15 protein-coding genes are annotated in these 12,933 nt (G+C 41.0%); 6 read left to right on the plus strand and 9 right to left on the minus strand.

Annotation, left to right across the window (positions count from 1 at the left end; all coding sequences use genetic code 11):
• The first annotated feature begins 29 nt into the window (after nucleotides 1-29).
• Complete coding sequence (locus tag WG989_RS18285; RefSeq protein ID WP_340431492.1) at nucleotides 30-1,310, plus strand: hypothetical protein; 1,281 nt, start codon at nucleotides 30-32, stop codon at nucleotides 1,308-1,310.
• Nucleotides 1,311-1,359: 49 nt separating this feature from the next.
• On the opposite strand, the gene WG989_RS18290 is transcribed toward WG989_RS18285, so the two are convergent.
• Entirely contained in the window at nucleotides 1,360-1,812 is a 453-nt protein-coding gene (locus WG989_RS18290) for a nuclear transport factor 2 family protein (RefSeq protein ID WP_340431493.1), read from the minus strand.
• Nucleotides 1,813-1,872: 60 nt separating this feature from the next.
• Between WG989_RS18290 and WG989_RS18295 the strand changes: the two genes are divergently transcribed.
• Nucleotides 1,873-2,412, plus strand: coding sequence for a hypothetical protein (locus tag WG989_RS18295; protein ID WP_340431494.1), 540 nt, complete (start codon nucleotides 1,873-1,875; stop codon nucleotides 2,410-2,412).
• 73 nt (nucleotides 2,413-2,485) lie between these two features.
• Here WG989_RS18295 and WG989_RS18300 read toward each other — a convergent pair whose 3' ends face one another.
• The 5 genes from WG989_RS18300 to thrS form a co-directional block, all read right to left on the minus strand.
• Nucleotides 2,486-3,919 carry a type III PLP-dependent enzyme domain-containing protein gene (locus WG989_RS18300; RefSeq protein WP_340431495.1) on the minus strand — a complete coding sequence of 478 codons (1,434 nt, stop codon included), beginning with the start codon at nucleotides 3,917-3,919 and terminating at the stop codon, nucleotides 2,486-2,488.
• Between the two features lie 249 nt (nucleotides 3,920-4,168).
• The gene (gene rplT, locus WG989_RS18305; RefSeq protein WP_340431496.1) at nucleotides 4,169-4,513 is read right to left on the minus strand and encodes a 50S ribosomal protein L20; all 345 of its coding nucleotides are present in this window, start codon (nucleotides 4,511-4,513) and stop codon (nucleotides 4,169-4,171) included.
• 44 nt (nucleotides 4,514-4,557) lie between these two features.
• Entirely contained in the window at nucleotides 4,558-4,755 is a 198-nt protein-coding gene (gene rpmI / locus WG989_RS18310) for a 50S ribosomal protein L35 (protein ID WP_340431497.1), read from the minus strand.
• A 214-nt stretch (nucleotides 4,756-4,969) separates the two neighbouring features.
• Entirely contained in the window at nucleotides 4,970-5,548 is a 579-nt protein-coding gene (infC, locus tag WG989_RS18315; protein ID WP_340431498.1) for a translation initiation factor IF-3, read from the minus strand.
• 77 nt (nucleotides 5,549-5,625) lie between these two features.
• Nucleotides 5,626-7,557, minus strand: coding sequence for a threonine--tRNA ligase (gene thrS / locus WG989_RS18320; RefSeq protein ID WP_340431499.1), 1,932 nt, complete (start codon nucleotides 7,555-7,557; stop codon nucleotides 5,626-5,628).
• A 136-nt stretch (nucleotides 7,558-7,693) separates the two neighbouring features.
• Between thrS and WG989_RS18325 the strand changes: the two genes are divergently transcribed.
• Nucleotides 7,694-8,743 carry a hypothetical protein gene (locus tag WG989_RS18325; RefSeq protein WP_340431500.1) on the plus strand — a complete coding sequence of 350 codons (1,050 nt, stop codon included), beginning with the start codon at nucleotides 7,694-7,696 and terminating at the stop codon, nucleotides 8,741-8,743.
• Between the two features lie 139 nt (nucleotides 8,744-8,882).
• Here WG989_RS18325 and WG989_RS18330 read toward each other — a convergent pair whose 3' ends face one another.
• Nucleotides 8,883-9,308 (minus strand): hypothetical protein, encoded by a 426-nt coding sequence (locus WG989_RS18330; protein ID WP_340431501.1) that lies wholly within the window; start codon nucleotides 9,306-9,308, stop codon nucleotides 8,883-8,885.
• A gap of 47 nt (nucleotides 9,309-9,355) precedes the next feature.
• Between WG989_RS18330 and WG989_RS18335 the strand changes: the two genes are divergently transcribed.
• Nucleotides 9,356-9,514 (plus strand): hypothetical protein, encoded by a 159-nt coding sequence (locus WG989_RS18335; protein ID WP_340431502.1) that lies wholly within the window; start codon nucleotides 9,356-9,358, stop codon nucleotides 9,512-9,514.
• Nucleotides 9,515-9,570: 56 nt separating this feature from the next.
• On the opposite strand, the gene WG989_RS18340 is transcribed toward WG989_RS18335, so the two are convergent.
• Entirely contained in the window at nucleotides 9,571-10,035 is a 465-nt protein-coding gene (locus WG989_RS18340) for a hypothetical protein (RefSeq protein ID WP_340431503.1), read from the minus strand.
• A gap of 171 nt (nucleotides 10,036-10,206) precedes the next feature.
• On the opposite strand from WG989_RS18340, the gene WG989_RS18345 reads away from it, so the two are divergent.
• Nucleotides 10,207-11,304, plus strand: a complete 1,098-nt coding sequence (locus tag WG989_RS18345) for a D-TA family PLP-dependent enzyme (RefSeq protein ID WP_340431504.1) — start codon at nucleotides 10,207-10,209, stop codon at nucleotides 11,302-11,304.
• 42 nt (nucleotides 11,305-11,346) lie between these two features.
• Here the strand turns inward: WG989_RS18345 and WG989_RS18350 are convergent, their stop codons facing one another.
• Nucleotides 11,347-11,742, minus strand: a complete 396-nt coding sequence (locus tag WG989_RS18350) for a GreA/GreB family elongation factor (RefSeq protein WP_340431505.1) — start codon at nucleotides 11,740-11,742, stop codon at nucleotides 11,347-11,349.
• A gap of 389 nt (nucleotides 11,743-12,131) precedes the next feature.
• Here WG989_RS18350 and WG989_RS18355 point away from each other — a divergent pair, with 389 nt between their 5' ends.
• Nucleotides 12,132-12,923 (plus strand): glucose 1-dehydrogenase, encoded by a 792-nt coding sequence (locus WG989_RS18355; RefSeq protein WP_340431506.1) that lies wholly within the window; start codon nucleotides 12,132-12,134, stop codon nucleotides 12,921-12,923.
• Nucleotides 12,924-12,933 lie beyond the last annotated feature (10 nt).

Raw genomic sequence — 12,933 nt, forward strand, 5'->3', positions numbered from 1 at the left:
TATTTGTGTTAACAACTGTTTCCTCATTGATGGCTATCTTCGCCGGTATCGACATGAAAACCTCTTTAACCTTTTTACTTGCATACTTTCTTGTATTTGCCTCAACAGCACAAGATGTAGCAACCGATACAATTCCTGTAACTCCCGCAAATGTGGATACAGCATTGCGTATCCGTAACCTCAATCCCTACTTCACGCTGCATGTAGACAGCTCGTTAAGTTATAAATTAGAGATCAATAAAGAGTTGAAAAACTATTATTGGTACCTGAAAAATTCACCGGTTGGTTTACGAATTAACAAAGACAATGGATTGTTGACGTTTAAAGCAGACAAAGCGTATTTTCTTTCCGGTCGGTTGAAGTATGATGTTGAATACAAAGTGCAGGTAGGTGTTCAGAATTTAAATAAGGCAGAGGAAAAGCTTGATACGTTTTTTACCATTGTATTTTTTAATACCGAGATCATTGCATCGAAAATACGTCCGTCAGTTTCATCAACCGTTACAGTTTACGAAGGTGATACCACACGCTTTGTATTGAATTGCGAAAACGGAAATTTCCCGATCGAATACATCAATTTTGAAAGTGGTATTCCCATTAGTCCTACCTACCCGATCAATAGCTGCCGTGATGAATTTGTATGGTGGATTCCGTATGATTTTGTAAAAGACAATGATGCAGGCAAAGAACGAACCTTTAACCTGTTATTTATCGGTTCAGATAAATTCCGAAATAAAGACACGGCCGTTGTACGTGTAATTGTAAAGGATGCCATCAATTATCCGATGAAGCGACAGGAATACGATAAACTTGTTTCTGATTACAACCGGTATATTCAGCAATTGAAATTTACGTTCCGCACAATGGACCGTAAGATCAAAAAAACAAGAAACAGAAGAGTAGCATTTGATATGACGTCTTCTTCGTCTGCCTTGGCAGGAACGATTCTCAGCACATCTACCAACGATAGCCAGAAAAATGTGGGTCGTGTATTACCTGCGGTTGGTGTTACATTGGTACCGGTGAAAGAAGCAGTAGCTCCAAATAAAGTGAATGACCAAAACTCCGTTTCGCAGGTACGTACCAGCATCAGGAAGCTTGAATATATTCTTTCAGAAAATGGTTTGATCGGAGAAAAAGATCCGGACATTATTGCCAAAACAACAAAGCTGCGAACCGATCTGAAACAAATTCAATTGCAACTGATCGATGTACCGTTGGAAGAAATTGAAGTAAGCGATGAAAAGGATGCGAATAAATATTTCGATGACCCGAAAGTGAATAAGAAATACCGCTCTAAGAAAAGATAAAAAAATCCCGTTTTTCAACGGGATTTTTTATTGATAAATCACATCGTATTTAATTACAATTATCTTTTCTTCTGGTATCGATCAGGTATTGAATTTTCCATTGGCCATTGATGCGTACCAACTGGAATGAGTTTACTCCGCAATGACTAAAATTTCCTTTGTAATAAAACTGATAAGGCGTCCATACACTTGCTAATGCACCATCAATATGCACAGCACCAAAACTGATCCGCTCATCCGCATCGCCTTTTGTTGATTTACCTACGAACGATGCAAACCCAGCGACTTCATCTGTACGGATCATGGTTCCACCTTCTTTGTTTCGGCCAATGGTTTGTAACACGGCCCAGTCAGAGAAAACACTTTTGACGCCAATTGAATCGGCGGTTTTCATTGCTGTAAAGAGATTGTTAATAACGGCCTTCACAGAATCCTCCGTGCTTTGTGAATAGGCTGAACTAAGCAATACCATTGTTAAAGAAAGCGTAAGAACGTATTTCATGTTATTTGTTTGAAACCTTTGGCAGGTTGTTTGGATTACAAGAATAAAAAATTACAAACTATGCGAAATCTAAAATTGTACAAATGGTCACTGGTGCTGATGGTGTTTGTTACAAGTACCGCATCAGCTCAGATATTCCCGAAAGCGGGAGATATTTTCGGCAGCAGAACCAACAAACCCGTTGTACGGCAGGACGGCAGCCGCCAATGGCCCGATGGTACCATTCAGTACCCCAATGGTACAACAAGATATCCGGATGGAGCCGTTCGCTATCCAGATGGACGTATGACCTATCCTCGTAATCAACGAAATGACAATTGGGGAAATAACAATAACAACAATTGTGTTCACAACATGCCTCCGGGACAGGCAAAGAAAAAATATGGCGGTCATGCACGTGATTATGCAAAAGGAAAAAAGAATTGCAATCACAACCATGGCAACAGAGACAGGGATTGGGATGATGATGACGACAGAAACGTAAGAAGGTATCCGCAACAGTATCCGCAGTATCCCAGCTATCCACAACAATACCCTGGCGGTAATACACAGCAAGGTGGTGGTAAGCGACCAAGCCGTACATCAAATCCAAATATGTAAGTAGCAGAAGTTGAGATAAAGAAAACGCCCCTTGAAAGTTCAAGGGGCGTTTCTTATTTGTAAAAGCGGTTGATCAATAACCTAATATCTTCAACATGCTTTGCGCTGTTTGTTCTTTGGCATACACCCAGTCAACCAGTTTACCATTCTTATCGTGCCCTACAATAATATGTTTGGGCGAAGGGATCATACAATGCTTGATACCACCATAGCCGCTGATCTGATCCTGGTAAGCACCTGTATGGAAAAACCCTACGTACAATGGTTCTGCTGCTGCTTCGCCGTTTAACTTGGGCAAAAACACTTCGTTGATATGTTCTTCTGAATCATAATAATCATGACTGTCGCAGGTAATACCACCCAGCACCACACGCTGGTATTCGTTTTCCCATTTATTGATCGGCATCATCAGGAATTTTTCACCAATGCCCCATGTATCAGGTAAGGTTGTAATAAATGATGAATCGATCATATACCAGTTCTCACGGTCGTTCTGTGTTTTCTGTGCAAGTACAGAATAGATATGCGCCATACTTTCACCAACGGTAAAGCTGCCGAACTCGGTATAAATATTCGGCATGGGCACACCCGCCTTCTTACAGGTTTTTTTAATGGTCGATACAATCTCATTGATCATGAATTGATAGTCGTAATCAAAACCTAATGAATGTTTGATGGGAAATCCGCCACCAATATTAATTGAATCAAGTTCCGGACAAATTTTCTTCAACTGGCAATACAGATTCACTACTTTGTTCAATTCACTCCAGTAGTAAATATCATCTTTAATACCCTTGTTTAAAAAGATGTGCAACATCTTCAACTGAAAACGATCTTCGTTTCCTTCGATCTTATCTACATAAAATTCAAGAATATCTCTGGCTCTAATTCCAAGGCGTGATGTGTAGAATGGGAAGTTCGGTTCTTCTTCAGCTGCCACACGTATACCCACTTTAAACGGAACCTTCACCGTTTTTTTATACTGCTGTAACTCTTCTTTGTTATCAAGAATGGGTGTTACATTTTTAAACCCGGTGTTCAGCAACTTGGCAATACGGGTGATGTAACTTTTTTGTTTGTATCCGTTGCAAATGATCTGGATTTCCTTGGTGATCTTTTTCTTTTGGTACAGTTTGTTGATGATCTCAATATCGTAGGCAAACGATGTTTCAAGATGTACTTCATTTTTTAATGTTTCTTCCACCACAAAAGAAAAATGACTGCTCTTGGTACAATAGCAATAAAAGTACTTGCCTTCGTACCTGTGTTTTTTAAAAGCGGTATCAAACATCTTCTTCGCCTTTTTGATCTGCATCCCGATCTTCGGCAAATACGTCAGCTTCATCGGCGTTCCATATTTATCGATCAGAGCTTTGAGGTCGAGATTGTTAAACTGGAGATAGCCATTTTGTAAATGAAAATCTTCTTGCGGAAAGTTGAAGGTTTGATGGACCAGGTCGTTGTACGTTTGGTTGGTCAGTTGAAAATTACGTGGGTCGTTTGTCACCTTTAAAATTTTGCACAAACTTATTGTAAAAAAGCATGCACAGGCATGAAGTTTTTGGAAGAAGAAGCTGCGAGCCGTTAGCTATGAGCTACGAGCCGGTAAATACGAACCGATAGTCGTTAGTCAGTAGCAGATAGTAAAAACCATTTGTTTGATTGGAGAACACTAAAAAGATCACTTTCCGCCTCTATTTCAAAACAAAAAAACCCGACTTATTCAGCCGGGGTTTGTATCAATCAATTGATGATTTTATTTTACTGAATCAACCAGTTTCTTGAAGCTGGCAGGTTCGTTCATTGCCAGATCAGCAAGGATTTTACGATCCAGGTCAATGTTCTTGGCTTTGAGTTTGTTGATGAATACAGAGTACGTCAACCCTTCTTCACGAACGGCAGCGTTAATACGTGCGATCCACAGTGCACGGTATTCTCTCTTCTTTAATTTACGACCAACATAACTGTAGGTCATCCCTTTTTCTACAACGTTTTTGGCAACTGTATATACGTTTTTACGTTTACCATAAAAGCCTTTGGCTTGCTTAAGAATTCTTTTGCGACGTGCTTTAGACGCAACTGAGTTTACTGAACGGGGCATATCTGAATGTTTTTAAATTATAAATGTTTGTTTACAGATGCATCTTATTTAAGACGCAATAAACGTTTTACAAAGTGTACATGAGATTGTGCTACTTCTCCGTCCTTACGCATGTTACGCTTACGTTTCTTAGATTTTTTTGTGAGGATGTGACGCTTGAAACTCTTCTGATGCATGATCTTACCTGTGCCGGTTACTTTAAACCTTTTTTTGGCACTCGAGTTCGTTTTTACCTTTGGCATTTGTATGCGCTTTAAAATGATACCCTGATGGCGGCGCTGCACAGGCAACACACTTAGGGGGCCGTTTGGGCAATATGAGCTTCGGAAAGCTCCCCGTTTTGGGAGCGCAAATGTAGGCAAATTCTCCTGAAAACAAGGAAAAGCGGGCAAATTTCTTGTTCCAGCAACTGTTCAGAAACGAAAAAACCGCCCTGTTGGGGCGGCTTTCTATTACTTAATCTGCATTCTCTTTCTTCTTCTTGGCCGTTTTTGGCGCAATGATCATCAACATCCGTTTCCCTTCGAGTTTTGGCAAGCCTTCCACCTGACCGGCATCTTTCAACCGCTCGGCAAATTTCAGCAACACCAGCTCCCCTCTTTCCTTGAACTGAATGGCACGACCTTTAAACTGCACGTAGGCTTTCACTTTGTTGCCTTCTTTCAGGAAGTTCTCGGCATGCTTGGCTTTAAAATCAAAGTCATGATCATCCGTATTGGGTGTAAACCGGATTTCTTTCAATTCAGCCGATTTACTTTTCGACTTCATCTCTTTCTCTTTCTTCTTCTTCTCGTAGAGAAACTTGTTATAGTCAATTGCTTTACACACGGGCGGTACGGCCTGTGGAGAAATCTCTACAAGATCGAGCCCTAATTCCTGTGCGATCTGCAATGCTTTTTGTGTGGGATAAACTCCTACTTCAATGTTCTCACCTACCAAACGTACTTCCGGTACACGGATCATGTGGTTGATGCGATGCTCTGGTTCTTTACGGGGAACAAAACGTCCCCTTGGAGGTCTTGATGGAAATGCCATATTCGAGTGCCCTCATCCCCTTACGGAGGGCGATTGATTTTTAATTTTTATTGTTTACTCTTTAGGGGAAAGAGTTGTTATTCTGCTATTCGTTCGCTGATCTCGTTTACCGCTGCAGCAATAAAGGCGTCGGTATCCATTGTACCTGCATCACCTTTGCCTTGCTTGCGTACTGCTACTTTTCCTTCGTTCACTTCTTTCTCTCCTATCACCAGCATGTAAGGTACACGTGCAAGTTCTGTATCTCTGATCTTTTTACCGATCTTTTCGCTGCGGTCGTCAATCTCTGCACGAATATCTGCTTTTTTCAGCTTTTGCAACAGGGTTTTTGCATAATCCATAAACTTATCACTGATCGGCAGAATTTTTACCTGCAACGGGGCAAGCCACAACGGAAACTTACCGGCATAATGCTCCAGCAAAAAGCCAATGAAGCGTTCATGCGTTCCCAATGGTGCACGGTGAATGATCAATGGTACTTCGGGCTGATTTCCCTGGTTGGTGTACGACAGTTTAAATTTGTTACCACTGTTGAAATCAACCTGATTGGTGGCGAGGGTAAACTCACGGCCAATGGTGCTCCAGATCTGTACATCGATCTTAGGACCGTAAAACGCAGCTTCGTCCTGCACTTCTACAAATGGAATATTTGATTCAATGAGCACTTTACGTACCATCGATTCTGTTTCTTCCCACAGCTCCGGTTCGTTCACATATTTCTGTCCACGCTTGGCCGGATCATGCAAACTCAAACGCATCACGTATTTATCGATCCCGAAAATTTTAAAATACTTCAGATACATGTCATTCACTGCACGGAACTCCTGCGCAAAATCTTCACGGCTGCAATAGATATGTGCATCGTTCATATGCAAACAACGCACACGCATCAAACCAAAAAGTTCACCACTTTGCTCATAACGGTAACAGGTACCATATTCGGCTATACGGAACGGTAAGTCTTTGTAGCTTTTTGGTTCAGCATCAAAAATTTTGTGGTGATGCGGACAGTTCATTGCTTTGAGATAATATTTCTCTCCATCCATTTCCATGGGAGGAAACATACTATCTGCATAATACGGCAAGTGACCGCTGGTGAGATACATGCTTTCTTTTGCAATATGCGGCGTAACTACACGCTTGTAACCGGCGGCAGCTTCGGTTTCTTTTGCCAGCCGCTCCAACTCTTCAATAATGATGGTACCATTGGGCAACCATAACGGTAAGCCCGGACCTGTATCATCATCCATTGTATAAATGCCTAACTCTTTACCCAGTTTACGGTGATCACGTTTTTTTGCTTCTTCCAGCAAAGTCAGATATTCATCCAGTTCTTTTTGTGATGGAAATGTAACACCATATACACGAGTCAACTGTTTGTTCTTTTCATCGCCTTTCCAATACGCACCCGCAATAGAAGTTAGTTTGATGGCTTTAATAAAACCAGTATGCGGAATATGCGGGCCACGACACAGATCAGTAAACTCACCTTGTGAATACAAGGTAATGCCGCCATCTTCAAGGTTCTGCAACAGATCAAGTTTATATTCATCGCCCTTTTCAGAAAAATAGGCAATAGCATCCTGCTTCGAAATTTCTTTTCGTTGATAAGGATTGTTCTTCTTGGCCAGCTCATTCATCTTCTTTTCCAATGTGAGCAGATCATCTTCCGTGATCTTTTTATCACCCAGATCCATATCATAATAGAAACCTCTGTCCAACGCTGGGCCCACCCAGAATTTTACACCGGGAAATAATGCTTCAACAGCCTCCGCCATCAAATGTGCACTGGAATGCCAGAAGGTATTCTTTCCTTCCGCATCGTCCCATGTGAGTAATTTCAACGTCGCATCATTTGGGATTGGTCGGGTCATATCCCACACCTCTCCGTTTATACTTGCGGCCAATACTTTTCGTGCCAATCCTTCGCTGATCGATTTGGCAATGTCCATGGCGGAAACTCCCTGTTCGTACTCCCGTACTGCTCCATCCGGAAAACTGATCTTCATGAATGTCTTCTTATTTTTTAATGAAGGCGAAGGTAGCAAATGATTGCGGATGCTGATAAAAGTAAAATTAACAAAGCCTTTCGCCCTCCCCTTTTTTTCAATTGCGTAATTTGCAGCCGGGTACAGAATTTACATTATGAAACAACTTTTACTTTTTGGTTTTCTTTTTTGTTCAGCACAACTGTTTGCTCAAAAATACAGCGGACAGTGGAGCGGTAGTTTTGATGCAACCGGCGAACCCGGTAACCGCACTGAATATTTTCTTGAACTGGAAATAAGCGGCACCAACGTGGAAGGCACTTCTACTACCTATTTTATGATTGAAGGCAAACGCTATTACACAATTTGTAAAGTGGTTGGCACGCTCGACCCTAACAGCAAAACCATTGTATCAAAAGAAGTAGCCCGCATAAAAGCCAATACGCCACAATGGTTTAAAGATTGTTTTCAGGAACATGTACTCACCTATTATAAAAAAGGTGATACCGAAGAACTGGAAGGCCGTTGGAAAGGTGCAAGTGCGGAAGACAAATGCGGAACAGGCACCACGGTGCTGTCACGTAAACAGTTGGTGAAAAACATGATCACGAAAACGCCGCCACAAAACAATACGGTTCGTATGAACCCGGCACCCAACAAACCCGCCACGCAAAAACCAACTACAACAAATACGCAGAAACCAAATTCAAATAATCAAAACAACAGCACTGCAAAAACACAACCGAAGAAAGAAGAACCGGTGAAGAACCAACCTACGATCACCAAAGTGGAGAATGAAAAAGAACCGGATACTAAAACGGAAATAAAGCCAACCATTCCTGCACCGAAACTTCCGGGACGATTGGAAAAACGTGAAAGCAAAGTATTTGAGACTATTGCGATCGATGAAGAAGAAATTACAGTGAACCTGTACGACAATGCAGAAATAGATGGCGATATTATAACAGTGCTGTTCAACGGAGAATTAGTGGCTTCGCAAAAAACACTCAGCGATAAACCGATCACGATCAAATTGAAAGCCATCCGTGGCCGAGACAATACACTCACCATGTATGCCGAAAATCAGGGACGTGTACCTCCCAACACCGCCATCATGCGGGTGCAAAACGGAGAGCAGTATTACAAGGTTTTTTTAAGTGCCGATGATAAAAAGAATGGCAGCGTAGTGTTTCGATTTAAGAGTTAATTGATGTCTGCTCACCTGAAGAGTGACTTTACATCGCAACTTGAAACAAATTATTTTTTTACAAACAAGCCACTGCAAAAGCAGTGGCTTGTTTTATTACTATATTGTTGTAATAGTATTTGAATACCGATACACCAATTTACTCTTCCCCTTTGATGGCCTCTGCAGTAACTGTTGCCGGCGCACTAAAATGTTCCCGCACCCTTACGATCATTTGCGGCTCGGTCATTTGTTCCGAGCTGTCAATCGAAAACTCCTTCTGCTTAAACTGCGCATCAGCTTTTAAATGATTCTGAAATTGCTCCTGTGCATTGCCCGGACCGAAAATGTACAGTTCTTCATATGTCAATAACAGTGTGGCAACTGCTTTGTAATACTTCAGCAGATCCATTTGCTTTGCCTGGTTCCTTGAATCTTTATCGCCGGAACGATCATTTTTCTCCACCTCAAGTTTATCCTGTACAATGTAATCGCCTTCTTCATAATCAGGTGCAGGACGTATGACCACTGCCTGTTGACTGTCGAGATAAACACCTGCCACTCGTTTTTTTTGTTGCTGCTTCATATAATCGTTGTGCTTTTAAAATGATTGTATCAAAACCATCCGCAAATATGATTGTTGAATTTCCGGATGGTCAATACGTACCGAAAGTGCCACTGTTTTTACTTCTTTCTGTTACACAGTTATTGGTATCCATTACAGTATTCACACATTGTGGTAATAATTATGAAGATGCACGGCGTATCGCAGGTAAGGATGAACTAAAATAAAAAGAGGTAAACGCATTGTTTACCTCTTTTCACTTCAGTAAAATTTCATTCAATCGTTACCTGCCTGTAACTGTATTTTTTTTCGCATGCACAATACCAGCCAGCAAACGGCCTTGTGGTGCTTCCTTCGAACTGTAATAAAGATAGATGGTACTGTTACTCAATTTCTCTTGCGAATGAAGAATGTCCTTTACTGCTAATGCGATGGCAAAATTCTTTCCCTCGCTGTTATCAAACTGCCACTGTTTCAAGGTTTTTTGATCTGCATTTTTAAGTTCCAGTGTGCGGCTTTTTCCGGCCATGCCACAATGATAGTACTTCACCTTCAATTCACTGTTGCTGTGCGCTGCAGTCAGTTGGATATTCTTCTTTTCCTTCATTTCCTGATTAAACTGCTGAAGCACCAGTTTGTTATCAAGATAGATTTCGAACCCCTCTCCGCCCACCGGTGTAACGAATGAGTAAATAAATGAGCTGGCCGCAACCAGCAATACCATTGTTAAAAACTGTTTCGCTTTCATGACTTTACGTTTTATAAAATGATGTAGTTAAATGAACAGTGTAAAGTTGAGGAAGCTTTATGCCTCCTGCTAATCCGTTTGACCAACGGAACCTGTTGCTTGATGTAATGCAGAACTGAGTTATTTGGATGAGTTATTTCGATCAAGTAGCTTTATCAAAATTGACAATTCATGAATTGGTACGATGTAAAAAATATCGATATAATTGATTCACCCGCACTACTGCTGTACAAAGAACGCATCCAACAAAACATCAGCCGTGCAGTGGAAATGATCGGTGATGTAAGTCTGCTTCGTCCGCATGTAAAAACAAATAAAACTTCAGAAGTATGTGCAATGATGATGGAGGCTGGTATTGCTAAATTCAAATGCGCTACCATTGCTGAAGCAGAAATGTTGGCCATGCTCAAGGCAAATAACGTGTTGCTGGCATATCAACCAGTTGGGCCAAAAGCAAAACGGTTGTTATCGCTGGTACAGCAATATCCGAAAACAACATTCGGTTGTGTTACAGACAACATTGAAACATCGAAAGCCTTGTCCGAATTATTTTCTTCCAACAACAAAACCATCCATGTATTCATTGATCTCAATACCGGTATGAACAGAAGCGGCATCAAACCATCCAATGCGTTTGTTTTGGCAGAACAATTGATCACACTACCCGGTATTCAATTCAAAGGCTTACATGCATACGATGGACATTTGAGAGATACTGATCTTGAACTACGGCAGCAAAAAAGCAACGTAGCTTTCAATCAAGTACTTGAACTGGCTGCACAAATTGAAACGATCATAAATCAACCGATCACAATTGTTGCAGGCGGCTCCCCTACTTTTCCTACACACATAAATCGGCATATTGAGTGCAGCCCCGGCACATTTGTTTATTGGGATTGGGGTTACAAGCACCAGGTGCCGGATGAACCGTTTGATTATGCAGCACTCGTTCTAACAAGAGTCATTTCGATTGTTGATGGGCAAACTATCACCACCGATCTGGGACACAAATCGGTGGCGGCAGAAAATCCGTTTCCACGTGTTCATTTTTTGAATGCACCTGATGCCACACCTTTTTCACAAAGTGAAGAGCATTTGGTATTGAAAGTAGCAGACAGCAGTGCCTTCAACGTTGGTGATGTATTGTACGGTGTGCCGGTTCACATTTGTCCAACTGTTGCGTTGTACGAAAAAGCAGTTGTTGTTGAAAACAACGAAGCGGTTACTACATGGAAGGTGATTGCAAGAGATCGAGCAATAAACGTATAAAGATCGTTTACATTCAAACAACAAGTTTGAATGTAATTCGTATTATGCGTAAGCAGGCTTGTTAATCACTTCCAACACTTTCAATTGTTTTAAACCGGCAGGCATTTGCCATACCGCCTCTTCACCTTCACGGAAACCAATAATTGCTGCAGCCATTGGTGTAAGTACAGATACTTTTTTCTCTTTCATGTCTGCATCCTCCGGCATCACGATCATAAATTCATGCGACTTGGATGTTTCAATATCTTCCACTTTCACTTTTGATCCTAACCGAATAGTATTCGGCGGAAACGCATCATCTTTTACAATGATCGCCCGGCCCACTTCATATGCGAGGCTCATTTCATCCGCCTGTTTTGTTCCGTGGATATTAACGATCTGCTTTAATTTATTATAGTCCTCTTCGCAAAGAACAACGGGGTTTCTATCATTATTCATGATACAATTATTTAAAAATTTAAAAATGGAAAACTGCACGTAAGAAAATTACCTGAATTCTATTTTATGAAAACAGGCGCACAACTGAGAAAGACAAGTTTATATAAACAAGAACGGTGCATTGCTGCAAAGATAGCAGATTGAACAGAAGAAATCCATTTCCGAAAGCATTAGTAATATAGAATAACAAACACTTCGCTGTCTTTTAACAAATACTTTATGATAATCACCTCATTTCAAAACGGCTTTATCTAATTACTTGATATATGTCATTGGAAGCCCCTCTACTACAGCTCTACCTTTGCAATTGTATATAACGGGCAAGCTTTTTATTCACAGAATGTTTTGAGATAAAGCAGGCTTTTCCCATCACTTTAAAAAATAAAGCAATGAAAAAACTGGAAAACAAAGTAGTACTCATTACCGGTGCCGGTATGGGACTTGGACAGGCAGCAGCAATTGAAGCAGCAAAGAATGGTGCGTTACTATCATTGATCGACTATAATGAAAAAGCACTGACAGATGTTAAGGAGCAGATCAAACAAACATTTCCTGAAACAAAAGTGCTTACAGTGGTAGCGGATGTTTCAAAAGAAGCAGACGTTAAAAACTATGTTGATGAAACCCTAAAACAATACGGCCGTATTGAGGGCTTTTACAATAACGCAGGTATTGAAGGAAGGCAGGCTTCACTTACAGAGTATGACGTAGATATTTTCAAAAAAGTAATTGATATTAACCTGATGGGCGTATACTATGGTTTACGTTACATTATTCCTGTGATGGTGAAACAGGAGTATGGCCGTATTGTAAACGTAGCATCGGTTGGTGGTATAAGAGGTGTAATGAATCAAACGCCATATGTAGCAACAAAACATGCAGTAACCGGTATTACCAAAAACGCAGCATTAGAGTATGGACGCTATAATATTCTTACAAACGCAATTGCGCCGGGTGCTATTCTAACCCCGATGGTGGCAGAAGCATTTAAACAGATAAACCCCACCGATCCAAAAAAAGCAGAAACTGAGTATGCACAAGCGAACCCAACAAAACGTCTCGGTCTTCCGGAAGAGGTGGCTAAACTGGTGAACTTTCTGTTAAGCGACGAAGCATCTTATATTAACGGACAAACGATTGCCATTGATGGAGGCCAGTCGAACAGCTATGGAAATGTGTAAATAATTTGAT

This window comes from Lacibacter sp. H407 (assembly GCF_037892605.1).
Taxonomy (GTDB): domain Bacteria; phylum Bacteroidota; class Bacteroidia; order Chitinophagales; family Chitinophagaceae; genus Lacibacter.

Coding starts and splice junctions, on each gene's coding strand:
- infC (WP_340431498.1), bottom strand. CDS start 5,548: ATGGCATTTCCATCAAGACCTCCAAGGGGACGTTTTGTTCCCCGTAAA.
- WG989_RS18345 (WP_340431504.1), top strand. CDS start 10,207: ATGAATTGGTACGATGTAAAAAATATCGATATAATTGATTCACCCGCA.
- WG989_RS18350 (WP_340431505.1), bottom strand. CDS start 11,742: ATGAATAATGATAGAAACCCCGTTGTTCTTTGCGAAGAGGACTATAAT.
- WG989_RS18335 (WP_340431502.1), top strand. CDS start 9,356: ATGATTGTTGAATTTCCGGATGGTCAATACGTACCGAAAGTGCCACTG.
- WG989_RS18285 (WP_340431492.1), top strand. CDS start 30: ATGGCTATCTTCGCCGGTATCGACATGAAAACCTCTTTAACCTTTTTA.
- WG989_RS18325 (WP_340431500.1), top strand. CDS start 7,694: ATGAAACAACTTTTACTTTTTGGTTTTCTTTTTTGTTCAGCACAACTG.
- WG989_RS18295 (WP_340431494.1), top strand. CDS start 1,873: ATGCGAAATCTAAAATTGTACAAATGGTCACTGGTGCTGATGGTGTTT.
- thrS (WP_340431499.1), bottom strand. CDS start 7,557: ATGAAGATCAGTTTTCCGGATGGAGCAGTACGGGAGTACGAACAGGGA.
- rpmI (WP_340431497.1), bottom strand. CDS start 4,755: ATGCCAAAGGTAAAAACGAACTCGAGTGCCAAAAAAAGGTTTAAAGTA.
- WG989_RS18290 (WP_340431493.1), bottom strand. CDS start 1,812: ATGAAATACGTTCTTACGCTTTCTTTAACAATGGTATTGCTTAGTTCA.
- WG989_RS18330 (WP_340431501.1), bottom strand. CDS start 9,308: ATGAAGCAGCAACAAAAAAAACGAGTGGCAGGTGTTTATCTCGACAGT.
- WG989_RS18355 (WP_340431506.1), top strand. CDS start 12,132: ATGAAAAAACTGGAAAACAAAGTAGTACTCATTACCGGTGCCGGTATG.
- WG989_RS18340 (WP_340431503.1), bottom strand. CDS start 10,035: ATGAAAGCGAAACAGTTTTTAACAATGGTATTGCTGGTTGCGGCCAGC.
- rplT (WP_340431496.1), bottom strand. CDS start 4,513: ATGCCCCGTTCAGTAAACTCAGTTGCGTCTAAAGCACGTCGCAAAAGA.